Consider the following 25,639-nt stretch of genomic DNA (forward strand, 5'->3'; position numbering starts at 1 on the left):
TTATACAATGACAACAAACCTATATCTACTCATACCTCAATCCAATCTTCATGTTGGTGCAGGTAGTTCAAACTATGGCGTTATTGATAACCTTGTCCAGCGAGATGCCATTGACCAGTATCCGAATATTAACGCTTCCAGTCTCAAGGGTGCAATACGAGAGTTTTTTGAGGAAGCAAAAGGGTGGTCAGTGACTATTGATAAGAAAAAAATACCTAATGATAAATCTAAAAAAGTTTTTGGAGACATAGACCAGGGCAAAGGAAACTGTGTTTTTTCAGAGGGGCATCTTTTAGGTTTACCTGTGCGGAGCAATAAGAAACCCTACTTTATTGCGACATCACCTTATGTTTTGAAGAAGTTTCTTTCTCTTTCAGATGAATTTGGTTACGAGCTTGACACCGATCTAAAAAAAGACCTTTTAGCTCTTGCGAGCCTTTCACCTGAAACAGAAAAACCTATATTAATAGCCCCATCAACTATATCTGGTTTAAAAATCGAAGATTTTATCAACTTCACCAATCATAATCTCAGGCTTTCTAAACTACATACTATCTTAGGTGAGGATATAGTATTGTTTTCTGACGAAGATTTTGCTTATCAATGCGGAGATTATGCTTTGCCTGTTTTAGCCCGTAATCATCTTGATAATGGAATCAGTCAGAATCTTTGGTACGAACAAGTAGTGCCCAAAATGACTCGTTTCTATTTCTTTGTTGATGATTATACAGAGGAAGTACTTTTTGATAAGGCGTTAGAAGACAACACTCAACTTGTCCAGATTGGTGGTAACGCCACCGTAGGCTATGGCCGTTGTAAAATTAAAAACCTAAATAAAGTAATAGCATGAGAGCCATAAATAAGTTACTGATACCAGCTAATACAGCTTTAGCTAATGCTAAAATAATTAACGAGGAAGGCGTTGTTAAAAAAGGGGTTATTGAAGGTCACATTGCCGGTTTTGGGGCGATGGTAATAAATCTTGATTTACTACCAACAGTTGCCGTTTATCTTGAAGATGAAAATCGAAAAAAAGTGATTGATGCCATTGCTAAAACCCTGGATTCAAATTCTAATTTTAATATGCTATTTGAAAGAATAATGGATACAGAATTGTTAGGACTTTCGTCCAGACGAATGTTGAAAGAAGAAGTGGTGAATGCTTCTGTTGCTTTAAAAATGATGATTCGTACTTATAAAATTGAAAAATAACATGAATGAGAACGAAGTGAATTTAGGTTTTCTTTTCAATAAAGAATACTATAAGCATAATGGTGCAAACCAATTCCTTTTCAGCAGAAAAAAAGAAGCAGAATATACCCATGCTTTCTTCTCTACTCAGAATGAACGATTTAAGAATTTTATTTTTACCCGTACCCAAAAAAACAAAGGTAACCTTGACCTAACTACGGTTTATCCTGGCCTTGCTGTAGGTCTTGGGTATGGGCACGGTATTAAAGCAGAAGGAGAATTCAAACTAGGTTTTTATTTTGATTATACCTCTGGGTTACCAGTTATTCCTGGAAGCAGTGTAAAAGGCACTTTGCGAAGTTGTTTCCCTAATTTCAACAGTAAGAAAGATTATGGTGCAGATGAACTTGAGAAAATAGAAGCAAAAAGAGGCTATATCCGCTATTTATTTTTCAAAGCAGGTTTAAGTGAGCAAAATGCCTTAGATTTAGATATAGACTTACTGGAGTCTGAAATTTTTGAGGGTAAATCTTTTCATAAAACCGAAGGATCAATTCAATTGGGAATTTATCAGCGAGACCTGTTTTTTGATGCCACACTGGTAGAGGGCAATAGCTTACGAAAAATAATAGGCGATGATTCTATCACGCCGCATACAGCAGGGCCTTTAAAAAACCCTACGCCTTTATTGTTTATGAAGATACTGCCCAATGTTACTTTCCATTTCGAAATGGATATAAAAGGTAGTCAAATGTATGCTTTTGTTACAAAAGAGATCAAACAGAAAGTCTTTATGGAGATTATACGCACTATAGGTATTGGTGCTAAAACTAATGTAGGCTATGGACGCATGATCTCAAAGGCAAACTAACTCTTAATTTATTATCTCATGGCAAATATCAAAATCCTAAACATCCAACCTCAAAACCTCCCCTACCGAACTCCACAACAGTGGCGTAGCTGGCTCAACGACCTGACTGAGTGGCAACATGAATTACTTCATAACCATAAAGAAGTAGGTGGAGAGCACTATCGATATCCATTGGTTCAATACAGGCATAATGGTTTTTTGGGTATTAATGAAGGTGAAACTCTATTGATGCAGCTATTGCCCCTCTTACTGGCTGAAACCCAGTTAAAAATGGATGTACAGAGAGACGAAATAAGAATGCTTGACACTACACCCCAATATAGCCTCTATAACTGGCAGCCTTTTCATGCTGAGAACTATCTACTCTGGCAGAATACCAAGGGGCTTATCGAACGCATAGAACTATTGCAGAAAATTCTTACTGGGCATATCCTGGGCTTCTGCCGCGCAATTGGTTTTGCGATACCTGATAAATCATTAAAAGTAAAACTGATAGGCTCGCTGAAAGAATTGGGTTATAAGAAATTCTCGACTCAGAATGCAGAGCTTTGGCGGCTTAGTTTTGATATAGCTTTTGAAGCCAACATTCAGTTGCCTCAACATATTGGTCTAGGTAAGGGAGTCAGTAAAGGGAAAGGCGTTTTGTTGTGTCATACTTCTGCCTCTATCAATTCAAAAACAATAAAAACCGTTTCGGTTAGTCAAAACAACTGATAATCATCTTGAATCCTCACAATTGAGTTCTTTGACGTATTGGATTTTTAAAATTTAAGACAATGGCTCAATATTCCTATCAACAAACTGCCCAGAATATCTTTTGTCAGGTAAAAACTGTTGATGAATTAGCTTATTTGCTAAAAACACAGGTTTTTGCCCTTGAGTTTTTTGCCAGTAATCCCTCCTACAATGAATTTAAAATCCCTAAAAAGAAAGGCGGGTTCAGGCTATTAGAAGACCCCGAGGAAAATCTGAAAGCAATTCAAAGAGAGCTGAATTATTACCTCCAATGTTGTTACTACCTCAAAAGAACTTCGGCTGCCTATGCATTTCAATTGGCTGACGATGATGATGACAAAACCGAGATTCGTAATTTACTGTCCAATGCTCAATGCCACATTAGTAGACCCTGGATGCTGAATGCCGATTTTCTTGACTTTTTTCATCAGGTATCTCAGCAGGAAGTATTCGAAACTTTCTTGTGTTCGCCATTTGATTTTCAGGAAGACCTTGCGCTGCTTCTAACAAACCTGACCACCTATAAGGGTAGGCTACCTATGGGTGCACCTACTTCGCCAGTATTATCTAATTTTGCTACAATTGGGCTCGATTATGATTTGCTTGATTATTCAAAAAAGCACAAGTGGGTTTACACACGCTATGCCGATGATCTTACTTTTTCGTCTTATAATACCATTACGAATGAGCATTTGCTCGAAATCAAAGGTATTTGCAAACTCTACAATTATGTTTTTAACGAAAACAAGGTCAGGATTTTTTCACCTGAAATGCCCAAAACCGTAACGGGTCTGAAAGTAAGCGATACAATAGGTTTGCCCGATGACTACGTAGCAAACCTTACCAAAGAAATACAAAAATTAGCACATGTACAGGAAATAAACTACAGAACCGGAAAAGAGGAATCGGCTTGGGTCAAAAAATTTGAACAGCAGATTGAAGGCCACCTCGAGTTTATGCGGTTTATTTTGGGCAATGCCCACCAAGATTATCAGGATATGGCTCGCTTCTATGAAAAAGCTCAAAATCCTGCGGCCAATTATGACCCGGTTAGCTGGCTTGAAATAGGTTATATCGACTGGAAGCCTAAACGCAAATGAACGGGATTTTCAACTTCTAAACCTTTCTATCGATGCAACTCTTATTGGATACAAAAGGAATTGTTATCAGGCAAAGAAACAGATGTTTTCATTTGCAAACTGAAAAACATGAAAGACTGATTGCTCCACAGAAAATCAGTAGTATTGTTGTGTGTACGCATTGCGTATTAACAACAGCAGCTATCAGACTGGCAATTAAAGAAAGCATCCCGATTTATTTTGTTGATGGCTTTGGAAGAGTTGAAGGCAGGCTTTGGAGTGCCTCGTTCGGAAGGCTCTCTACGCTCCGTCGAAAACAAGTTTTTTTTACAGAGCATTTAGCTGCCACACAATGGGCAATTCATTTATTCAGAATCAAGTTGTATCAGCAAAAAAACTTACTTGTTTTTCTGAAAGACAGAAAAATGGCACAAGCAAAATCTCTTACTGAAGCCATTACCCTGATTGAACAACAATCTGACAAGCTAGTGTATTACCAGAATGAGCCTTTGAAAGAAGTGGCAGAAATTCTGATGGGCATTGAAGGCATAGCTGCCAGAGCATACTGGCAGTCAATCGCAGACTGTATGCCTACTGATTTTACTTTTGAAAACCGAAACCGCAACCCAGCGCAGGACTTCTTTAATGCAGCCATTAATTACTTATACGGAATGCTTTATACGTATATAGAAACGGCTCTTTTCAGCGTGGGTCTTGACCCTTATCTGGGCATTCTTCATGCCGACCAATATGATAAACCTACCCTCAGCTATGACCTCATTGAGCCGTTCAGACCCTGGGTAGATAGATTGGTGGTTGAGAATGTTCTGGCTGATAAAATAAAACCTGATTTTTTTGAAAGCAAACAAGGAGGTATCTGGCTTGCTCAAAAGGGAAAGCAATTTCTGATACCTTTATTGAATACTTTTTTGGCTGAATCAGGCGAATTAGAGAATAATAGAGCTATACGTAAAAATCATATTTATCGATTGGCAGGCGATCTGGTTGATAAAATAAATGAAAAAATTGTTTGATTTTGCCCGATGAAAATTTTTGTGTAAATTTCAATAAACATTTTAATCTATGCTTTATTTAATTGCCTATGATTTAGAAAACGATTCGATACGCCAGCGTATTGCCAAAAGGCTTTTGGCAACAGGATTAGAGAGAATACAATACTCTCTTTTTATAGGGCCGCTCTCTGACACGCAGTATGCAGAAACCACCGAATGGCTACAAGCACAGGTAAAGAAAGATAAAAAGCATAGCTTGCTGAATATCCCGCTGCATAATGATATGCTAACGGCCATTGAACATTTTGCAACTGAACCGCTTGACTGGGAATATCTGGCAGGTAATAAACTAACCATGTTTTTTTAGCTTTTTAACTCTGATGCATAAAATGGCATATTACGCAACCGAATACACCCCATCAAACATCCTGTCTATCAACCATTTATACAACATCAGGATACAAATACATCATTCAGAGTAGATAGAATTGAGACTCATCTCCATCTGGTTCATGTCAAGCAGAAGCTTATACAAATACATCATTCAGAGTAGATAGAATTGAGACACTGTCTTTTTTACGTTTTCGCCTCCAAGAATTATACAAATACATCATTCAGAGTAGATAGAATTGAGACATCTTAGGGTGTGCTGACATTGGTAGGATAAGTTTCATACAAATACATCATTCAGAGTAGATAGAATTGAGACAAGTGGTATAGCGTCGTTCCCTCGGCTACACGCAATACAAATACATCATTCAGAGTAGATAGAATTGAGACTTCTGTACGGCTCTTTTAGCCGTTCAAGTTGTTGTTTATACAAATACATCATTCAGAGTAGATAGAATTGAGACAATTCAAAAAGTGAAATAGCAACCACCAGTGCAATATACAAATACATCATTCAGAGTAGATAGAATTGAGACTTAAGTAGTAGAGCAGCAGCACTCGCTGCATCAATATACAAATACATCATTCAGAGTAGATAGAATTGAGACCATAAGACATTGAGTCATTTCCTCGACTCATAAGGATACAAATACATCATTCAGAGTAGATAGAATTGAGACTGTAGACCAAGACCTGTGCTTAGGACTAGTCCTAGAATACAAATACATCATTCAGAGTAGATAGAATTGAGACACGGGTGTGAGCATAAAGCCAGCGTTCTGTAAGAATACAAATACATCATTCAGAGTAGATAGAATTGAGACTCAACTGCACCGCCTTGGCGTTGCGGAGTTTTATATACAAATACATCATTCAGAGTAGATAGAATTGAGACTAGCTATATCCATTAGAGGACGTAGTTGACGGGCAATACAAATACATCATTCAGAGTAGATAGAATTGAGACAGGACCAAGCCTTTGATACCATCGTATACATACGATACAAATACATCATTCAGAGTAGATAGAATTGAGACATAGTGAATATTCTGATTCTTCTTTTATTTTGTATACAAATACATCATTCAGAGTAGATAGAATTGAGACTTTCGTTTTTTATAATTGAAGTACAAAACTTCAGCATACAAATACATCATTCAGAGTAGATAGAATTGAGACTTTGCGAAATTTTTTGCCTGAGCGAAATTAATTTATACAAATACATCATTCAGAGTAGATAGAATTGAGACTCTTTTGTCCATGCATTAAATGCGTGTAGACAAAATACAAATACATCATTCAGAGTAGATAGAATTGAGACTTGTATTTTTATTTTTTTCCAAGCACTTGATTATACAAATACATCATTCAGAGTAGATAGAATTGAGACTTATAAAATCATCTGACCGTTTGTGTGGCCAGAAGATACAAATACATCATTCAGAGTAGATAGAATTGAGACAAATACCCCGGGGTTCCGGTTGGTTTTAAACAATACAAATACATCATTCAAAGTAGATAGAATTGAGGCCAAGGCATCTACACGCAGAGTGTTGTTGCGCTCAACATACAAATATATCATTCAGAGTAGATAGAATTGAGACGCAGCAGCGTTTAACACAAGTGCCACCATCAAGGTATACAAATACATCATTCAGAGTAGATAGAATTGAGACATAGTGATGTTAAATCTACGTGCCTTACAGAAATGGTGTACAAATCCATCATTCAGAGTAGATAGAATTGAGACAGGAAGAAATAATGCTGGCTAAAATATATGTAGATAGATAGGGTTAGCTCGAGCGCATTAGTTTTTGATAACAGGCTTTTACCAGTAAGGCATCATAGAGTGCGTTATGCTTTTGCAAAGGGAAATCAATAAGAGCGTCTGAAAAATTATCTGCGTATTCCACCCGATTAATATTAGGGTCGAGCCCTCTCAACTTAAACCCCGTAGATAAATCAAAAGGGATAAAAAAGATATTCTTAGGAATGCCAAAGGCATCACCAAAAAGATTACAAAATAAAACCCAATCGTAAGCTAGCACGTCTGCCCATATTTCTACCTCTTCAAACTTACCCAGCCATTCCTCCAATGCTTTTTTTACAAAACTACTTTCTCCTTTAATAAATGTCTTGCTTTCGTCAAAAACATTGTCAGTCAAAAATAAATGCCTGATAACATTTTGCTCAATCCAATCGTTTACTTGTCCGGTTGCATAATCAATTAACTCAGCATAGAATATTTGATTATTTTCACTTACCAACGCAATTGAAATTAAAGTTGTCTGCTGGTGTAGCCCTGTAAATTCGGTGTCAAAAAAAATCCTCATAAATACGTCTCTGAAAGATTTGGAGTATTAGAACAAAAATGCTTACGCTAGAAAAAAACAAAATTAAAGCCAGAGTATTTTGTAAAAATATGGTATAGAGCGCACTATACAAAATATTGCTTTATTTCTGATGTTGAAAGTGTATCTGCAACGTTTACAATTAATGACCGTAGCTCTGCATTGGTTCGCACACTGTCAATTAGGGGTCGCCAATCCTTGTACTGTGCTTAATGAGTTAGAGATTTTTCTCATTATCGGCCCAAAACCCGTTATCATTTAAAGTTTTTACAATGCCACGCAGTAAATAGCTGTTGTCAAAGCTGACCAGATATTTTCTCGCTTGCTTTCTATGGGGTCGAAGCATTTTCTTCTCGACAAGTCGGCTGATCTGTCGGGAAATTTCCGAACCATGTTTTCCTGCAAAGATGTCTTTTAAATCCCCTGCCTGAATAACTTGTTTTTCTATCGCTCGTCTTAAAATTTTTGCTTCTGTATCCGTAATAAGTTGTCTTTCAAGAGAAATTGAAACTGTGGGAAGCAGGATGTTGGTTTTTAGGAAGTCGTAATCAAGAAGGCGATCGATCTTTTCTATTTCTTCCTTTAATCCAGTGAGCACATACAAGCACCATTTCTCAAGTCCTTCGGGCGTGCCCTGATCCGCTTCCGCAAGATGGCGGTAATAATTATCACGGTTATTACAGAACACGGCCGTTGGGTTTAGGAGTCTGCCGTTTCTGACATTAAATCCAAGTTTTATAAGCATGGCATAGGTAAAGAGTCGAACGGTTCGTCCATTACCATTGCCAAAAGGGTGTATCCATACAAAACGGTGATGCGCAATAGCTGCTTTTAAAAGAGCATATTTAGGAGGGTGATCAGTATTTATAAACGCCAACAATTCGTCCATATACTCATCGACTTTTGTATAGTCGGGAGGTAAATGCAGTGACTTGCTTATTTTAATGTTGGCTTTTCTGTATTCCCCAGGTGTGCGATCGCCCTCTGCGGTTCCTGTGACGGGCAGGTTAAAAACAATCATTTTGTGCAGTTCGCTGAGAAACGCTTTATTTATTGGCGTGTCATCAATGGTTTCTTCAATGAAATCCATTGCCAGTTCAAGATTCTGAATTTCAAGAATATGGGATGGGGTATCGTCCTGGCGATCTTCTAGTTTTGTTTCAACATATTCTGCTATTGTTGTATTATTTCCCTCGATCCGTGCAGACCCGATACTTTCAAGGATGTGGAACAGGCTTTTTAACTGAAAAAAGATGTAAGGGTTTGTGGAACCGGTCAGGCGTTTTTTACGCAGTAATTCAAGTTCGGTTACCAAATCTACTAAAGGCGACTCAAATGACGGATTCAGCAATTCAAGAGGATAATGACGGAAAGCAGCTTCTTGCATTTAAAACCCATGACCTGTAACAATTAACAATTTTTATTATAATATAATATAATTCAATATCTTACAAGATATTTATATACTACTGGAATTAACATTTGGTGGCTTCAACATTTAACAGTCGTCAAAATGGGAATTAACAAACCATAAATTAAACAACTGAAATATATTGCAAACCAAGTTGTGGACTTGGTTTGCAAAAGTCTTATTTATTGTGGTTCTTGATCTGTATTTCTACCTTGTGCCTTTTTCATTGCCATTAGGATTTCAACAAAAGAGATTAAGTTATTGGCTGCTTCAAAAGCTTCTTGGTCAGATATTTTGCCATCATAAAGCTTACGGACGTGATCTATTACTTTATCAAAGGCTTTTCCAGACAGATGATTGTTGTAAAGTATTTTTTTGAGTCATTCTTTAGTTCCTTATTGTTAGTTGTTAAACTTTGCTGAAGTTAATTAAGCAAGATTTCAGAATAGCTACTATTAGATAATAGCTCATTATCAGCAAATAATCTTATAAAGGAGAGACGTGAGAATGAATCAAAATAATGAAGATATTCCTTTACCCGTAGTGTTTGAAACAGCTACAGGTGCTACAGAAATACTTACTGAAATAACAGATCAGGTATTAAGCTTTTTTTCTGAAAGTCAAATTTTGGATAATATACCTATTGTTTCATGGGCGGTAGGAGCTCTTAAAATAAAAGATAATTATCAAATGTATAGATTAAGAAGGAATTGCTACGATTTTTTAAAGGCCTTCAAAGATTCTGACGATATGTTACTTCAAAAATATAGAGAAAGAATTGAAGAAAACTCTGAATGGGCTGAAGAATTTTTTGATACAACATTGGCAATTTTGCTAGAGGCAGAAAAGCCATTAAAAGCGTATATGTTAGGGAAACTAATAGTTGCTGGTTCAAAAGGATTAGTTACACATCAAGAATTTGAGGAGTTATCTCTCATAATTCAATACGGTTCTATACCAGCCTTAAAAGCATTAAAAATATATTTTGATAGTGGAGAACCAATTAAAAATTACAGTGATGGTAAACTTGAGCCCTTATTATTTTCTTTGGGTGTCGCTTGGAGATATGGGTCTGGATTTAATGTAAGTGAGTTAGGAAAGAAATTGTATGCTGTGTGTTTTCAATGATTAATGACCGTAAATCAGGACAGGTTCGCACACTATCAACTAAAGGTCGCCATTCTTCTATATTGGGTACATTTATGAATAATTCAAAGGGTTTTCTTAAATCATAACAAAGGGTTGCGCCTTTCAAAGTCAGGTTCGCAAACACAATATTGAGTAGTTGCCGTTTTTGAGCAATTTGCGAACCTCTGAATACTTCATAAGCCTCGGACAGAATAGAAATGATTGAAATTAAAGCATCTTTAAAGCCATCATCCCCATGACGATGAGCAGCAATAAAGTTCTCAATGTCTATCTGCTGTTCCCGTAACTGCGTTTTTTTCCTGTCAAAATCAGCTTTATCAATCGTCTTTTCTAAGAGCAAATCCACAAGGCTGTTGATTTTATTCTGAATCAAAGTGTGTTCCTTTTGGTATTCAGCCAATTGACGGCTAAGGAATAATTCCTCTGATTGTTGAATCTCACGAATATAATCCTTGATTTCTACCAGTACCTCTCTCGGAATCTGGATACTTTTCAGGATTTGCTCGACTTGCCTAATCACTTCTTCCTCTTTTACCCACATCACCTTTGCAGGATTTTCAGGATTTCCACAGCGCAGGTATGTCCATTCTGCTATTTTGCCGTTGGTATACGTCTTTCTCTTGGTATCTGCCGTAACTACTTTGTCGGTAGTGGCACATTTAATCAGCCCTCGAAAGATAAATTCTTTACCTCCCCATTTAAAGGGTTTCTTTTTCCAGCCGTGCAATACTGCCTGACATTGGTCAAATATCTTTTTTGAAATGAGTGGTGGATAGCGATGGTCAAATAATTGCCCTTTAATCATCATTCTGCCGTAGTAAAAAGGATTGTTAATAATCTGGTGGATTTGTGATCTTGTCAGGGATTCTTTTTTCCCCACCCGATTTCTTATCCCCTGTTTCTTGCAATACTGCCGGATTTCTTCCAAGGTATGGCTTCCGGTGGCATATAATTCAAATATCTTCTGGATATGAGCAGCTCTTTGCTCATCAATAATAATATCGCTACGCCCTCGCATATCTTTGACATTCAAGTAACCCAAGGGTGCTAATGCAATCCATTCGCCTTGTCGGATTTTCTGGTCAATAGAGCGTTTCACATTATCCCGCAGGTTATCTACATACGATTGAGCCATAATAACGCCCATCGACCACATGAGCCTTTCCTGACTGACTGAGTTTTTGTGAATGATATAGTTTTCAGTATTGAAGTGCAGTTCTATCTTGCCTTCCTGAATAAGGGCATCAAGCATCGGATATTCTTTGAAAGAACGCTGAACTCTATCTACTTTGTCAGCCACAATCGCAATCGTTTCCCGATAGCTTTTGACAAATTTAATCATTTCCATGAACTGCGTGCGTTCGCCTTGGGTAGATGATTCTACTACTTCAAATATCTTTTCTATTTTTAGTCCACGTCGCTCACAGTAGGTTTGTAAACGGTGTTTCTGCGCTTCGATAGAATACCCTTCCTCTTGCTCTCTGGAAGATACCCGTGTGAGAATAACAGCTTTGATAGCAGGTTTATCTGTATTTCCGAAATGAGATGATTGTTTACTCATACCTATATTTTACTTCATTTGCTGCTTCATCTCAAGCAAAATCTGAAAGAAATTAATCAGGTTTCGAGCCGCTTCATGGGCTTCTTTTTCTGTAATTTTATGCTCATACAAATTCTTTACTTGTTTTACTACCCTGCCATAAGCCTCCGATTGAGGATTAATGTAGGGTCTTGCCATGTCATCACTCATATAGCCTCACCTCAAGTTTTGTTTGTATAATTGGTGAGGGGATATTTTAGTGCATTTGCAGGCATGAGAAAAAACGAGAGACCGAGTTAAGTCCGGTCTATTCTAATACAACCGAATATGCTTGTAGGTACTTGGCAGAAAGCCAAGAGAAATTACTGGCTTACCGTTTGGCCGATTTTTTTTTTAATTCAATATTGTTTTATATACTGATTTGGCATCAACTACCCAAATCTTTTACCCACTTCACACACATTCTTATCGACACCTTTATAACAGCCCTAAATCTTTACTTTTCCGCATTGCACCTAGCATCCATAAAGCTCTTCAATAATCAAAGTTCGTTCAAGTATTTAATTTCCCTAATAAAAATATCTACCATTTCTTGTAATGTTACACATTACAAGTTACAATTGTAATATCATTGAATTTATCAGGCATAAATGCTTGTTACTCCATTACGAGACGGAAAAATGAGATAAGTTTTTTAAATTTGCAAAGCCCAGTCAAAGGGCTTTTTTGTTAGTTGAAATGTAGGCTTAACAGAGAATTATTCTATTTTATTAATCATCAAAAAAAACACAGAAATTAAGAGAGGAAAAAATGGCAATCAAGAAATCCGAGTTATACAGTTCTCTTTGGGCAAGTTGTGATGAGCTAAGAGGCGGAATGGACCCAAGTCAATATAAGGACTATATATTGGTTTTGTTGTTCGTAAAATATGTGTCAGATAAATACTCAGGCGATGCAGATGCCATTATTGAAGTACCCGAAGGCGGTAGTTTCAAAGATATGCAGGCCTTAAAAGGTACCAAAGACATTGGTAACCAAATCAATATTATTATTGGCGTTCTGGCAAATGCAAATGATTTAAAGGGCGTGATTGATGTAGCCGATTTTGCCGATGATGATAAATTGGGCAAAGGCAAAGAAATGGTGGATAGGCTCACCAACCTCATTACCATTTTTGAAAATCCTGCACTTGACTTTAGTAAAAACCGTGCAGGGGGCGATGATATTCTAGGTGATGCTTTTGAATACCTGATGAAAAACTTTGCCACTGAAAGCGGCAAAAGCAAAGGACAATTTTATACGCCAAGTGAAGTAAGCCGGGTAATGGCAAAGGTGCTGAACATTCACCACGCTACCAATAAAACTACTTTCTATGACCCTACCTGTGGGTCGGGTTCACTGCTGCTAAAAGCCGTGGATGAAGCCGATGGGAAGGGGACTATTTACGGACAAGAGAAAGACGTGGCAACGGCTGCCTTGGCTCGCATGAACATGATTTTGCACGGGCAGGAAGCCATCCAAATCCATAGAGGACAAAGCACGCTTTCAGACCCGTTTTTTAAAGATAACAATGGTTATCTGAAAACCTTTGACTTTGTAGTAGCTAACCCTCCTTTTTCTTCTAAAAACTGGGCTACGGGCTTTAATCCACAAGACGATCTTTATGGACGTTTTGAAAAAGATGAGATTGAAAGCAAAAAAGCAAATAAAGCAGTCTATAAAACGCCACCCGATAAAAATGGTGACTATGCCTTTCTGTTACATATTCTGAAATCATTAAAAAGTACAGGTAAAGGGGCTTGTATTCTACCGCATGGTGTTTTGTTTAGGGGTAATGCTGAAGCCGAGATTCGCAGGGACTTAATTGAAAGAGGATACATCAAGGGTATTATCGGCCTACCTGCCAACTTGTTTTATGGCACAGGTATTCCGGCTTGTATTATTGTATTAGACAAAGAAGACGCAGACGAACGCAAGCATATCTTTATGATAGATGCCAGCAAGGGCTATATCAAAGACGGAAATAAAAACCGTTTGCGTGAGCAGGATATTCACAAAATTGTGGATATTTTCAACAAACAAACTGAACTACCGAAGTTTAGCCGTTTGGTAAGCATTGAAGAAATAAGCGACCCTAAAAATGATTTCAATCTGAATATCCCCAGATATATTGATAATCAGGAAGCAGAAGACATACAGGACATTGAAGCACATCTATTAGGCGGCATTCCGAATGCTGATGTTGAAGCATTGAGCCAGTATTGGGAAGTGTACAAGACTTTAAAAGCCGAATTGTTTGCCGCAAGCAACAGACCTCATTATAGTCAGTTAAAAATAAGCAAAGAGCAAATCAAGCAAACCATTTTTAATCACCCTGAATTTGTAAGTTTTAGTGAGGAAATGGACGCTTTATTTACCGACTGGAAAACCCGAAACACTCAACTTTTAAAAGCCTTAACGATTGGCGTTAAACCCAAAGAAACTATTGCACGGATTTCGGAAGATGTGCTGACGACCTACACAGACAAAGCCCTGATTGATAAATACGATGTGTATCAGCATTTAATGAACTACTGGAATGAAGTAATGCAAGATGATTGCTACCTGATAGCCGCAGATGGATGGAAAGCCGAACTAAGTATTATCAAACAAACCAAATCAGCAACGGTTTGGGACTGCGACCTTGTGCCAAAAACCTTAGTGACTGACCGCTATTTCTTACAAGAGAAAAAATCCATTGAACAATTGGAAGCTGAAAAAGAAGCCATTGCTACGCAACTAAGCGAAATGGAAGAAGAGCACAATACCGAAGAAGGTTTCTTTGCCGAATTAGATAAATTAAGCAAAGCCAATATGCAGAAACGACTAAAAACGATTGATAACCCCATGTTCAGGGCAGACAATGCCGAAGAAGTGAAAGTATTGAAATCCTATATAAAGCTCGTTGATGACCAGGCTGACCTGAACAAAAAAATAAAGGAGGCCATAACCGCTTTAGATATTAAGGTGATTGAACGTTACAAAACATTGACTGAAGACGAAATAAAACAATTGGTAGTAGATGATAAATGGATGGCAAGTATAGAGCGCAGTGTAAAAACTGAAATGGAGCGCATAAGCCAACGCCTTACCCAACGAATAAAAGAATTAGCTGAACGCTATGAAACGCCGCTACCTAATCAAGTTGCCGAAATAATTGAACTGGAAGAAAAAGTGAATGCTCACCTAAAGGAAATGGGATTTGTATGGAACTAAGCGCAGGTTATAAAAATACAGAAGTTGGGATTATTCCTGAGGACTGGGAAGTGAAAAGAATAAGTGAAATCTCACCTTTACAAAGAGGTTTTGACTTGCCTAATAGAGATTTACAAAGAGGTGATTATCCAGTTGTTTATTCTAATGGGATAATGAACCATCACAATAAATTTCAAGTTAAAGCACCTGGAATTGTTACAGGAAGGTCTGGGACGATTGGTAAAATAAATTATATTGAAGAAGACTTTTGGCCACACAACACTACGTTGTGGGTCACGGATTTTAATAATAATTATCCTAAATATATTTATTATTTGCTTCATAAAATTAAGATTGAAAGATTTGCAACTGGCTCAGGAGTTCCAACTTTAAATAGAAATTACGTTCACGATTTTAGAGTCGCATTACCCTGTCTTACCGAGCAAATCGCTGTGGCAAACGCCCTGTCAGAAACAGATGCCTTAATAAATAATTTAGAAAAACTCATTGCTAAAAAACGTAATATTAAGCAAGGGGCAATGCAAATGCTCTTAACTCCAAGAAAAACCTGGGAAGTAAAAAAGTTAGGGGAAATTGCAGATATTACGAAATTAGCCGGATTTGAATACTCAAATTATTTTAATAGTTATAATGATGGTGGTGAAATTATTGTAGTTAGAGGAATTAATATTACTCATAACAGAATGGATTTAACTGATGTCAAATATATTCCAAGAACTACTTCTAATTTTTTGCAAAGAAGTAAATTGAAAAAGAATGATTTAGTATTTGCTTATGTTGGAACTATCGGCCCAATATTTTTAATTGATGAAAATGATAAATATCATTTAGGTCCTAATACTTCAAAAATTACTTCACGCAGCGAACTATACCCTCTGTTTTTATTTCATTACTTTACAAGTGAACTAATAAAAAAAGAGATAATTGATAATACAAGCATTGGTGCACAACCAAGCTTGTCAATGTCTAAAATCAGGAGTTTCAAAATTATTCTGCCTCCATTAACAGAACAAATCAGCATAGCTACCATCCTCTCTGATATGGACAAGGAAATAACTGCTTTAGAAGCCAAATTAGAGAAATACAGAAAAGTAAAATTAGGTATGATGCAAAACCTTTTAACCGGAAAAATAAGATTGATATGAGCAAAGTCGGACAAATAGAACGTGCTACCCAAAACCGCATTGTTGCTTTATTTCAGCAACAACTGAATTACCGTTATCTGGGTAATCTCGAAAAGGAAGAAGGAAACAGTAATGTTGATGAAACTTTACTAAAAGCGCATTTAACCAAAAAAGGGTACAGTCCGACACTCATCAGCAAAGCCCTATTTGAATTTAAAAAGATAGCTACTATCAATACCAACGATGACCTATATCAGGCCAACAAGAATGTATATGCCGCTCTCCGTTATGGCATCAACGTAAAAGAAGAAGCCGGACAAAACAAAGAAACCGTGTATCTGATTGACTGGAAGAACCCACTCAATAATGATTTTGCCATTGCCGAAGAAGTAACTATTAAAGGTCAGTACAACAAACGCCCCGATATTGTTATTTACATCAATGGCATCGCCATAGGTGTTCTAGAACTCAAACGCAGCACGGTATCTGTCTCAGAAGGTATCCGCCAGAATAACGATAACCAGAAGCATCTATTTATCAAGCCCTTTTATACCACTATCCAGTTGGTAATGGCAGGGCAAAATGTAGAAGGTTTACGATATGCCGCCATTGATACCTCTGAAAAATATTACTTAAAATGGAAAGAGATAAACGAAGATTTTAATCCAAATGACACCTATCTTTTAGAGCTTACGAAACCTATTAGAGAACAAGCAAACAAAGCTGATAATCTTTTAGATAGGAATATCATTGAAATGCTTGGCAAAGAACGCCTGATTGAAATCATGCACGATTTTGTGGTGTATGACCGAGGGCAAAAGAAGCTGTGCCGTCCTAATCAATACTTTGGTTTAAAAGCTGCGCAGGAAAGTATCCGCCAAAAAGAGGGCGGCATTATCTGGCACACACAAGGCAGTGGCAAGAGCTTAACAATGGTATGGCTCACCAAATGGATTAGAGAGTATAACCCCAATGCAAGGGTTTTAATCATAACCGACCGTGACGAGTTGGATAAACAGATTGAAAAGGTTTTCAGAGGAGTTGATGAACAGATAGTAAGAACCAAAAGCGGAGCCGATCTGATTGATAAATTAAATGCTACCTCGCCGTGGCTTTTGTGTTCGCTCATTCATAAGTTCGGCAACAAAGAAGAAGGCCGTGCATCAGATTACGATAATTACTTACAAGAGCTAAAAAATAGTTTACCTAAGAACTTCAAGCCCAAAGGCGATTTCTACGTATTTGTAGACGAATGTCACCGAACCCAAAGCGGAGATTTAAACAAAGCCATGAGGCAGCTATTGGGCGACAAAGCCATATTTATCGGGTTTACCGGAACGCCCCTAATGAAAGCCGATAAGCAAAAAAGCATTGAGATTTTTGGCAAATACATTCACACCTACAAATTTGATGAGGCAGTAAAAGATGGGGTTGTACTAGACTTACGATATGAAGCAAGAGATATTGAGCAAAAAATAACCTCATTAGATAAAATTGATGCCTGGTTTGAAAGCAAAACAAAAGGCCTGACCGACTTTGCCAAAATTGAATTGAAACAAAAATGGGGAACCATGAAAAAGGTGTTCAGCTCGGTTGGTCGCCTGCAAAAAATCGTGGCTGATATTCTGCTGGATATGGAGACCCGTGAACGGCTACAAAACGGCAGAGGGAACGCCATTCTGGTTTCAGATAGTATCTATAATGCTTGTCGCTATTATCAGTTATTTCAGGATAGCGGTTTTACACGGTGTGCCATCGTGACCTCATTTGCCCCGTCTCATAGTGATATTAAAGGTGAAGGTGAAAATCATACAGAAAAGATAATGCAGTATGAGATTTATCAAAAAATGCTCAAAGGCAAAACACCCGAAGATTTTGAAGATCAAGTAAAAAAGCGTTTCATAGACGAACCCGCCCAAATGAAACTCCTGATAGTAGTCGATAAGCTACTGACAGGTTTTGATGCCCCCAGTGCTACCTATCTCTACATTGACAAAAGCATGAGAGACCACGGCTTATTTCAGGCCATTTGCCGGGTAAATCGTTTAGACGGCGAGGACAAAGACTATGGCTACATCATAGACTACAAAGATTTATTTGGCAGTTTAGAAAACGCCTACAACAATTTTACGTCAAAAGCCTTTGAAGATTACGATAAGAAAGACGTAGAAGGCTTACTAAGCGACCGATTGACCAAGGGCAAAGAACGACTGGATGATGCTTTGGAAACCATTAAGGCCCTATGTGAACCCGTAGTGCCGCCAAAAGAAACAAAAGATTATATTGCGTATTTCTGTGGGAATCCGCAAATAAAAGACGACCTGAAAGACAGCGAACCTAAACGGGTAGCTTTATACAAAGCGGTTATTTCTTTGATTCGGGCCTATGCCAATATTGCCGACGAAATGCCCGAAGCAGGTTACAAACCTGCTGAAATCGCAGCTATAAAACAGGATTTAAAGCATTTTGAAAGTGTTCGCAAAGAAATTCAACATGCAAGTGGCGACTGGGTGGATTTGAAACAATACGAACCTGCCATGAGGCACTTGATTGATAGCTATATAGGCGCAGAAGAAAGCGAAAAGGTTTCAGCTTTTGATGATTTCAGTCTGGTAGAACTTTTAGTAAAAAATGGCGAAAGTGCTTTAGCTAAATTGCCCGACAACATTAAAAAGAACAAAGAAGCAATGGCCGAAACCATTGAAAACAACTTGCGGAAAGTAATTATTGAGGAAACCCCGACCAACCCCATTTATTACGAAAAAATGAGCATTTTGTTGAATGAACTAATCCAACTGAGAAATGAGGAAGCCACCGAATATGAAGCCTATTTAAAAAGCATTGTTGATTTAGCCGTAAAAGTAAAAAAGCCTGAAACAAGTAAGGAATATCCAACAAGCATAAATACACCAGCCAAACGGGCGTTGTACGATAACCTGGACAAAGACGAAACGCTCACCCTTAGTTTAGATAGTGCCATTATTGAAGGCAAACATGATGATTGGGAAGGTACACTATCAAAAGAAAAACATTTAAAGAATAAAGTTGTTAAATCTGTATTAGAAGAGTTCGGGAAGGCCGAAAAGCTAGACTCGATTTTTGAAATCATCAAACAACAACACGGGTATAAGTGAGAATGGAAGAAACAAGCGTTTTAAATATCACACCTGAGATATGTATTGATGTTGTGCGTAAAAACATCAAGCATATGCACCTGGCCGTATATCCACCCACAGGAAGGGTGCGTATTGCCGCACCTTTGCGCATAAACGATGAGGGTGTAAGACTTTTTGCTATTTCAAAATTAAGCTGGATAAAAAAGAACCAACGCAATTTTATAGCGCAAGACCGACAAGCTCCACGCCAGTATAAGGAACGTGAGAGCCATTACTTTCAAGGTAAACGCTACCTGTTGCGCATAACAGAGCAAGACACACCACCTAAAGTAGTAGTAAAAACCAAGACCTATATAGACCTGTATGTCAGACCCAACAGTACCACAGAGCAACGACAAGACATTATTAATGAGTGGTATCGGGCAGAACTAAAAAAGCTTATTCAGCCAATTATTGAGAAATGGCAAAACCGTATAGGAGTTACCGTTAATGATTGGCAGGTAAAACAAATGAAAACCAAATGGGGAACTTGCAATATTGAGCAAAAAAGAATCTGGATAAACCTAGAATTGGCAAAAAAACCTGTGATTTGCTTAGAATATATTGTGGTTCATGAACTAATACATTTATTAGAACGCCACCATAATGACCGTTTTTTATCATTGATAGAAGCTTTTATGCCACAATGGAAATTTTATAAAGAAGAACTCAATCGTTTTCCGGTAAGTCATGGCGAATGGACTTATTGAGCAGGAATGATTGAACTTCATCAAAGTTATTTTCTTTATGCCTTTTCTGGTATTACTTCAAAATGACTTTACCACTATGCCAGCTACTTATTCCATTCAGACTTATGATAAATGGATTTAAATCTCAGCTTAAAAGTAGTGCCCACATCCACAGCACTGTCAACTTCAATAGTACCCCCCAGGCTCTCTATTTGAGATTTAATCAAGTACAAACCAAAGCCCTTGCTGTCAGGACGGTCATGAAAACGCTGATATAAGCCAAAAACTTTCTCTTTCTGGCGTTCGGCATCAAACCCTATGCCATTATCAGCAAAAGTAAGTACTATGCCCTTATCGGTCTTTTGGCTTGCAACCTTAATTTTTAACTTACGATTACCGGCCCTATACTTAATAGCATTGGTCATGAGATTCATCAGAATACTTTCCAGATAAGTCTCATTAAAAATTACACTTGGTGCATGCTCAAAGGTGGTTTCAATATCGGGTTTAGCTTCCTGAATCAGATAATTGAGTTGATTTTGTACCTGTAAAAATATCTGACTAAAACCAATTTCTTTTTGTTCTATAGAACTGTTGTCTCTGACTATTAGAATTTTTATGAGGTCGTTTAGGGTATCATCCAGTTGGATCGTCGATGTTCTGAAACCTTCAAGAATGGCTTTCAGAATTGGGTCTTCAACAGGTATATCTTCAAGCAATTGAGTAAACCCTAACAGATTTGATAAGGGGGCTCTCAAATTATGAGATGTAATGAATGAGAAATTTCTTAAATCATTGTTACTCTGATTGAGAGTAATTATCAGTTGTTCACGCTCAATCTCCTGATTTTTTCGCTCGGTAATATCCCTGAAGTTCACCACTATTGCACCCACAGCCCCATCATTAAGCAAATTTAGGCAACTGGCTTCAAGCCATTTGTACTGCCCATCTTTACAAAGACTACGATACTCAAAGTACCTGGTTTTTTCAGGGTCATTAACAACATCTACAAAGGCTTGCGAAACAAGCTCTATATCATCGGGGTGAATCAGGTCATATCTGGCCTTGCCAATCAATTCACTGTCATCATAGCCCAGAATTTTTTTTCCGGTTAGGCTTACCTCATGCATTACCCCATCAATACCCATCAAACTCAAGCCTTCATTACTGTTTTGTAAAAGGCTTCTGAAACGTCTTTCATTATTGCTGATTTGCTCCGCAGCTTTCTTCTTTTCAGAAATATCACGGGCAATTTTCGATACTCCTGTAATATTTCCTTTGCTATCTTTAATAGGTGAGGCCGTTAATGATATTTCCAGCAATCTTCCCCACTTGTTCAGACGTTGGGTTTCATAATGTTTGACAGGTTTGCTTTCTTGTATCTTGCTAAGAATTTCGTCCTCCTCGTAATGACGATTAGCTGGAACAATCTGATAAATGCTTTTACCAATTATCTCTTTATCTTCATAACCAAACATCTTTTCTGCACCCTTATTCCAGCTTAATATAGTTTTATCAGCGTTAATACTCATAATAGCGTCATCTGAACTATTAAAATCCTGCTGTTCTTCAAATACTCTACGCTCGGTTACATCTTTAAAACTGGCTATAATGGCGTGGATTTCAGGTTTGTGCAACATATTGGTTAGTGTCCCTTCAAGCCAGAGGTAATTGCCCTCTTTATTACGCACTCTTGAAGTAGCAAAAACCTGAACTTCTGGATTAGTGAAAGCCCGATTTAAATACGTCATTACATTTTCTAAATCTTCCGGGTGGATACTATCCAGAATATTAGGTATTTCAGTTTCAGAATTTGTGTAGCCAAAGATCTTCTGAATAGCCGGACTGAGAAACTCAATTTTACCATCAGCATCAAAAATGAGCAGCAAGTCATGACTGTTTGCAAGAATAGACCTGAACTTTATCTCCCTTTTAGCTATTTCCTCCTCAGCTACTTTTCTTGCTGTAATATCCCGTCCGGTGGTACATATACCTTTTATCTGCCTATTTTCAATTACTGGCCTGATAGTATAATTAATCCATAAAGTGCTATCGCCTTGTATATAGGGCCGATCATATTGAATAATCTCACCTTTCAACACTTTATCGAAAAATGATTGCACAATTACTTTTCTATCATCAGTAATAAGCTCTAAAATATGCCGCCCTTCAATCATTTCATTGTCGGTGTTGAGAAAGCCAAATAATCGGGCGTTGTTATTAAAGGCCTTTATGAACCCATTAGTATCTAACAATACAAAGGCTTCGGAAGTATTTTCAAAAATAGCTTTCAGATTAGATTCAGATTGTCGGATTTGCTCAGTAATCTTATTGCGCTCCGTAACATTTATATAGTTCGAAACGATGGCTTGCACACTATCATCAGATAAAAGGTTAGTGATGTGTCCTTCTACCCATATATATTCTCCGTTCTTGCATTTTATGCGGTTCAGCCTTGGTACAGAAAGCTCAGGATGCTTTAATAAACGTTCAAAAATTGCTCCTGTTTCTTTGGCTTGCTCTTCATGCATAAATAACAGATTCTGTTTACCTATCACTTCGTTGTTGTTATAGCCTGTTAGTCTTTCAAATGCAGGACTCACGTAAGAGATAATTCCATCTGGGTTGCTCATAATAATAATATCCTCCCCTTTTTCAACCAGCGTTCTGAAACGTTTTTCACTTTTAATCAGTTTATCTTCGGCTACTTTTCGTTCACTGATGTCTCTGTAATTCGAAACGATAGCACCTACATTCGCATCGTGTAGAAGATTGGTAATAAAACCTTCAAACCAAAGATAATGGCCATCCTTATGCTTTAACTGCAACAAGCGTGGAATGGGAACCCCCGGCTTTTCAATAGCTTCTAAAGAGCTTCTTATGGCTTCTTCCTGAAAATCCGGATGTAAACTTTCCCTTAATAAGTTAAGGTTGTTTTTTGCATCCTCAAGTGTGAAGCCAGTTATTTTTTCAAATGCAGGACTCACATATTGCACAATCCCCTTTTCATTGCCCAGAATAATTACATCACTCGCGTTCTCAACCAGTGCCTTGAAACGATTTTCACTTTTAACAAGCTGTGCTTCGGCTAATTTACGCTCGGTAACGTCCCGATAATTAGAAACTACTGCCCCTACGTTTTCATCGTTAAGCATATTAGTTACAGTTCCCTCAAGGTATACTGAGTATCCCTCTTTATGCTGAAATCGTAAAACACAGGTGATAGGAACGCCTGGTTTTTTAAGTGCCCCGAAAAAAATCTTTCTGGCTTGATCAGCATAATCGGGGTGCAAGCCTAGAGAAAATGATTTAGGGTTTTGCTGAAGTTCTGAATAGGTAATTCCAGTGATTCTTTCAAATGCCGGGCTTACATATTGGAGAATTCCACTTTCTTCATTTAAAATAAGAATATCAGACGAGTTTTCCACTAAAGCCCTGAAACGTTTTTCACTTTTTTCCAGTTGTTTCTTGGCATTTTTCCTTATGCTTATATCTCTTACAAATGTGCCGACCAATATTTTATTATTAACCTGCTGATAAGCAACCGACGAAATCTCAATCGGGAAATGCTCACCATTCTTTCTGATACCGGTGGCTTCACCTTTCATTTTTCCAGTTTTCCCTCTTTCCCGTAAGTAGTTCAGGTACTTCTCGTCAGAATGGTCAACAATGGCTCTTATGTTTAGCTTTTTAAACTCTTCTTTGCTATATCCAAACATGTCGACCCCAGCATGGTTGACATCAAGCAAATCTCCATCTGGGGTCCTGAAAATGAAAGCATCTAATGAATTTTCTACAATTGTCCTGTATTTATTCTCATTTTGCCGGAGTTCTGCCTCTGCCTTTCGTATAAAAGATATATCAAAAGCCGAGACAAAAACCCCTAAAATATGCTTCTTTTTATTGTAGATAGGTTTGTACTTATTTCTACAGGTAAATATTGTATTATCGGACATTGGTAAATCTACCTCAATTTCGAATATTTCACCTTCCATCGCCCGCATATAAAAACTTCTGGCAATTTCTTTTCTGCCTTTGGGTGCATAGTCCAAAATACTGTCACCTTTTTTCACTATCCTCCCGAAGTATTTCTTGTATTGTTCTTTAAAATTAAGACTAAAATTAACTATGATTAAGTTGGAATCTACAATTAAAAAACTCTCCTCTATGTAGCGGGTCATCAAATCTTCATAGTCAGGATTTTTTAATGAGGTAGAGGAAAGATTCTGTTGAAAAGTGTAAGCTTTCATACGAGCAAAATAATAGTTTTATTATCAACCTTGCTAAAGACTTTGAAGGTGATAGGAGTATTTAGAAGGTAGTTTCTAAAGAAAAAATAATAGTAAAATGTTTACTCGCCTAAAGGCAGAGCTTTCAGTGCATGAATAGTCAGAGGTTTTGATAAAAAATCAATAACCATCGGATAATTCAGCGCCTTGGCTTTTTCTGATGGCGTAGTAGAAGATGAGAGAATTATAATCCTGGTTTTATTAAACTTTGGATAGTAGTTTGTTGTAAATTCATCCAGAAATTCCCACCCATTCATGACGGGCATATTCAAATCCAGAAAAATCAGTTCAGGGTAATCTTCTATGGGCGTAGCAGATAATTCACTGTAATAATCAATTGCCTCTTTGCCATTCATTTTAGCAAATATCTCTTCAGCAAAAGACGCCTTTGTTACCACAAGTTTAATAAAGGTTAAAGTAATTTTGTCGTCGTCAACACAAAGTAATCTTTTTATCATCATGTATAGGTTAAGTAATGTTCAAGCAATAATCCAAGGTATTGCTTAGGGAATGCCTAGTTTTAGTAAAAAAGAGGTGGAGCCTTTATAGAATTGCGTATGGCTAATTGCAGTATTTAAGAAAAACAAGCAAATTTTATGCCATTTACTAAGAACAATAAGTAATAATATTTATATAATTATTCTCACTTAAACCAGTTTTCAATAATGATACTATATTGCACCAAACTAATATTAATTTACTCAAAGGAGGAGAGCTGCAGTCCTCTGGCAAGCAAAAAAACATCGTGATATACTTCCCGAGGTAAAGGGAAATTTGAATTGGCACGGTTTGTAGAGTAGTCAGAAACTAAAAATCGCTATATAGTTATGCTCCCTTCCTTCCATGTCAAGCAGTAATGCGTAGCACTAATTTAAACCCTCAAATTCCTCAGGAAAATAGTCCATGATTACTCCTTTCTATAAACTCTGATAAGGTTTAAATTATACAAGCTCCTTGTTTTTAAAACTAAACTCTTTTGCTTCTTTATCAACACATCAATCAAGCATTCATAGTAAAACCTGGACAATATTTGTTCATGCCAACGTGTGTAAAAACTTTATCCTAATATATACCACGTTATATGTACTGACTGAAATTCAATTACAAACAGAATCCCATTACTAATAGCCTTGCTTCATCCATCAGAATGAATCTGCATTTGACATTAGTAAGCAAAAGGATTTTGTAATGCACCGTAAAGACCCGGATACTACCCTCCTTTCACGACAGCAAGCAGCACAATATCTCTGCATCTCTCCTAATACTCTCGCTGTATGGGCTTCTACCGGACGTTACAAACTCAAATTTATTAAAGTTGGACGAGCCGTCCGTTATCGCCTCTCTGACCTCAATACTTTTCTGGAACAGAGACTGTCCTACTAAAACCGTCTTCCAA

Annotated in this window: 19 protein-coding genes and 1 CRISPR repeat array; of the genes, 13 read left to right on the forward strand and 6 right to left on the reverse strand. The window is 37.5% G+C overall.

Annotation, left to right across the window (positions count from 1 at the left end; all coding sequences use genetic code 11):
- The first annotated feature begins 7 nt into the window (after positions 1–7).
- From cmr4 to cas2, 7 genes are all read left to right on the forward strand, one after another.
- Complete coding sequence (cmr4, locus tag WAE64_RS18045) at positions 8–850, forward strand: type III-B CRISPR module RAMP protein Cmr4 (protein WP_340238977.1); 843 nt, start codon at positions 8–10, stop codon at positions 848–850.
- Entirely contained in the window at positions 847–1,212 is a 366-nt protein-coding gene (locus tag WAE64_RS18050) for a hypothetical protein (protein WP_340238978.1), read from the forward strand. Before cmr4 ends, WAE64_RS18050 begins: the two co-directional genes overlap by 4 nt.
- A 1-nt stretch (position 1,213) precedes the next feature.
- Positions 1,214–2,062 (forward strand): type III-B CRISPR module RAMP protein Cmr6, encoded by an 849-nt coding sequence (cmr6, locus tag WAE64_RS18055; RefSeq protein ID WP_340238980.1) that lies wholly within the window; start codon positions 1,214–1,216, stop codon positions 2,060–2,062.
- A gap of 18 nt (positions 2,063–2,080) precedes the next feature.
- Positions 2,081–2,776, forward strand: a complete 696-nt coding sequence (locus tag WAE64_RS18060; protein WP_340238981.1) for a CRISPR-associated endonuclease Cas6 — start codon at positions 2,081–2,083, stop codon at positions 2,774–2,776.
- Positions 2,777–2,838: 62 nt separating this feature from the next.
- The gene (locus tag WAE64_RS18065) at positions 2,839–3,897 is read left to right on the forward strand and encodes a reverse transcriptase family protein (protein ID WP_340238982.1); all 1,059 of its coding nucleotides are present in this window, start codon (positions 2,839–2,841) and stop codon (positions 3,895–3,897) included.
- Positions 3,898–3,929: 32 nt separating this feature from the next.
- Complete coding sequence (gene cas1, locus WAE64_RS18070; RefSeq protein WP_340238984.1) at positions 3,930–4,910, forward strand: CRISPR-associated endonuclease Cas1; 981 nt, start codon at positions 3,930–3,932, stop codon at positions 4,908–4,910.
- Between the two features lie 49 nt (positions 4,911–4,959).
- Entirely contained in the window at positions 4,960–5,256 is a 297-nt protein-coding gene (gene cas2, locus WAE64_RS18075) for a CRISPR-associated endonuclease Cas2 (protein WP_340238986.1), read from the forward strand.
- 91 nt (positions 5,257–5,347) lie between these two features.
- A CRISPR array of direct repeats spans positions 5,348–7,030; the repeat unit is 37 nt; unit sequence ATACAAATACATCATTCAGAGTAGATAGAATTGAGAC.
- 43 nt (positions 7,031–7,073) lie between these two features.
- Here the strand turns inward: cas2 and WAE64_RS18080 are convergent.
- Both WAE64_RS18080 and WAE64_RS18085 read right to left on the reverse strand, forming a co-directional pair.
- Positions 7,074–7,613 carry a 3'-5' exoribonuclease domain-containing protein gene (locus WAE64_RS18080; protein WP_340238988.1) on the reverse strand — a complete coding sequence of 180 codons (540 nt, stop codon included), beginning with the start codon at positions 7,611–7,613 and terminating at the stop codon, positions 7,074–7,076.
- A 235-nt stretch (positions 7,614–7,848) separates the two neighbouring features.
- Complete coding sequence (locus WAE64_RS18085) at positions 7,849–9,018, reverse strand: Fic family protein (RefSeq protein WP_340238990.1); 1,170 nt, start codon at positions 9,016–9,018, stop codon at positions 7,849–7,851.
- Positions 9,019–9,549: 531 nt separating this feature from the next.
- Here WAE64_RS18085 and WAE64_RS18090 point away from each other — a divergent pair.
- Complete coding sequence (locus WAE64_RS18090; protein ID WP_340238991.1) at positions 9,550–10,170, forward strand: hypothetical protein; 621 nt, start codon at positions 9,550–9,552, stop codon at positions 10,168–10,170.
- Here WAE64_RS18090 and WAE64_RS18095 read toward each other — a convergent pair.
- Together WAE64_RS18095 and WAE64_RS18100 are read right to left on the reverse strand one after the other, a co-directional pair.
- The gene (locus WAE64_RS18095) at positions 10,121–11,752 is read right to left on the reverse strand and encodes a recombinase family protein (protein WP_340238993.1); all 1,632 of its coding nucleotides are present in this window, start codon (positions 11,750–11,752) and stop codon (positions 10,121–10,123) included. The two genes, WAE64_RS18090 and WAE64_RS18095, sit on opposite strands and share 50 nt — an antisense overlap.
- A gap of 9 nt (positions 11,753–11,761) precedes the next feature.
- Positions 11,762–11,941, reverse strand: a complete 180-nt coding sequence (locus WAE64_RS18100) for a hypothetical protein (RefSeq protein WP_340238995.1) — start codon at positions 11,939–11,941, stop codon at positions 11,762–11,764.
- Positions 11,942–12,541: 600 nt separating this feature from the next.
- Here WAE64_RS18100 and WAE64_RS18105 point away from each other — a divergent pair.
- Genes WAE64_RS18105 through WAE64_RS18120 form a run of 4 tightly spaced genes read left to right on the forward strand, consistent with a single transcriptional unit; the run spans position 12,542 to position 19,975 of the window.
- A complete protein-coding gene (locus tag WAE64_RS18105) occupies positions 12,542–14,986 on the forward strand; it encodes an N-6 DNA methylase (RefSeq protein ID WP_340238997.1) in 2,445 nt (814 codons plus the stop codon).
- Positions 14,977–16,131 carry a restriction endonuclease subunit S gene (locus WAE64_RS18110; RefSeq protein ID WP_340238999.1) on the forward strand — a complete coding sequence of 385 codons (1,155 nt, stop codon included), beginning with the start codon at positions 14,977–14,979 and terminating at the stop codon, positions 16,129–16,131. The genes WAE64_RS18105 and WAE64_RS18110 overlap by 10 nt, the downstream gene beginning before the upstream one ends.
- Complete coding sequence (locus WAE64_RS18115) at positions 16,128–19,244, forward strand: type I restriction endonuclease subunit R (protein ID WP_340239000.1); 3,117 nt, start codon at positions 16,128–16,130, stop codon at positions 19,242–19,244. Before WAE64_RS18110 ends, WAE64_RS18115 begins: the two co-directional genes overlap by 4 nt.
- A gap of 2 nt (positions 19,245–19,246) precedes the next feature.
- Entirely contained in the window at positions 19,247–19,975 is a 729-nt protein-coding gene (locus tag WAE64_RS18120) for a M48 family metallopeptidase (RefSeq protein ID WP_340239001.1), read from the forward strand.
- An 83-nt stretch (positions 19,976–20,058) separates the two neighbouring features.
- Here WAE64_RS18120 and WAE64_RS18125 read toward each other — a convergent pair whose 3' ends face one another.
- Both WAE64_RS18125 and WAE64_RS18130 read right to left on the reverse strand, forming a co-directional pair.
- Positions 20,059–24,204 carry a PAS domain S-box protein gene (locus tag WAE64_RS18125; RefSeq protein WP_340239003.1) on the reverse strand — a complete coding sequence of 1,382 codons (4,146 nt, stop codon included), beginning with the start codon at positions 24,202–24,204 and terminating at the stop codon, positions 20,059–20,061.
- 101 nt (positions 24,205–24,305) lie between these two features.
- Complete coding sequence (locus WAE64_RS18130; protein ID WP_340239005.1) at positions 24,306–24,704, reverse strand: response regulator; 399 nt, start codon at positions 24,702–24,704, stop codon at positions 24,306–24,308.
- A gap of 727 nt (positions 24,705–25,431) precedes the next feature.
- Between WAE64_RS18130 and WAE64_RS18135 the strand changes: the two genes are divergently transcribed.
- Positions 25,432–25,626, forward strand: coding sequence for a helix-turn-helix domain-containing protein (locus WAE64_RS18135; RefSeq protein ID WP_340239007.1), 195 nt, complete (start codon positions 25,432–25,434; stop codon positions 25,624–25,626).
- Positions 25,627–25,639 lie beyond the last annotated feature (13 nt).

Source organism: Emticicia soli (genome assembly GCF_037860775.1).
In the GTDB taxonomy this organism is placed as follows: Bacteria; Bacteroidota; Bacteroidia; order Cytophagales; family Spirosomataceae; genus Emticicia; species Emticicia soli.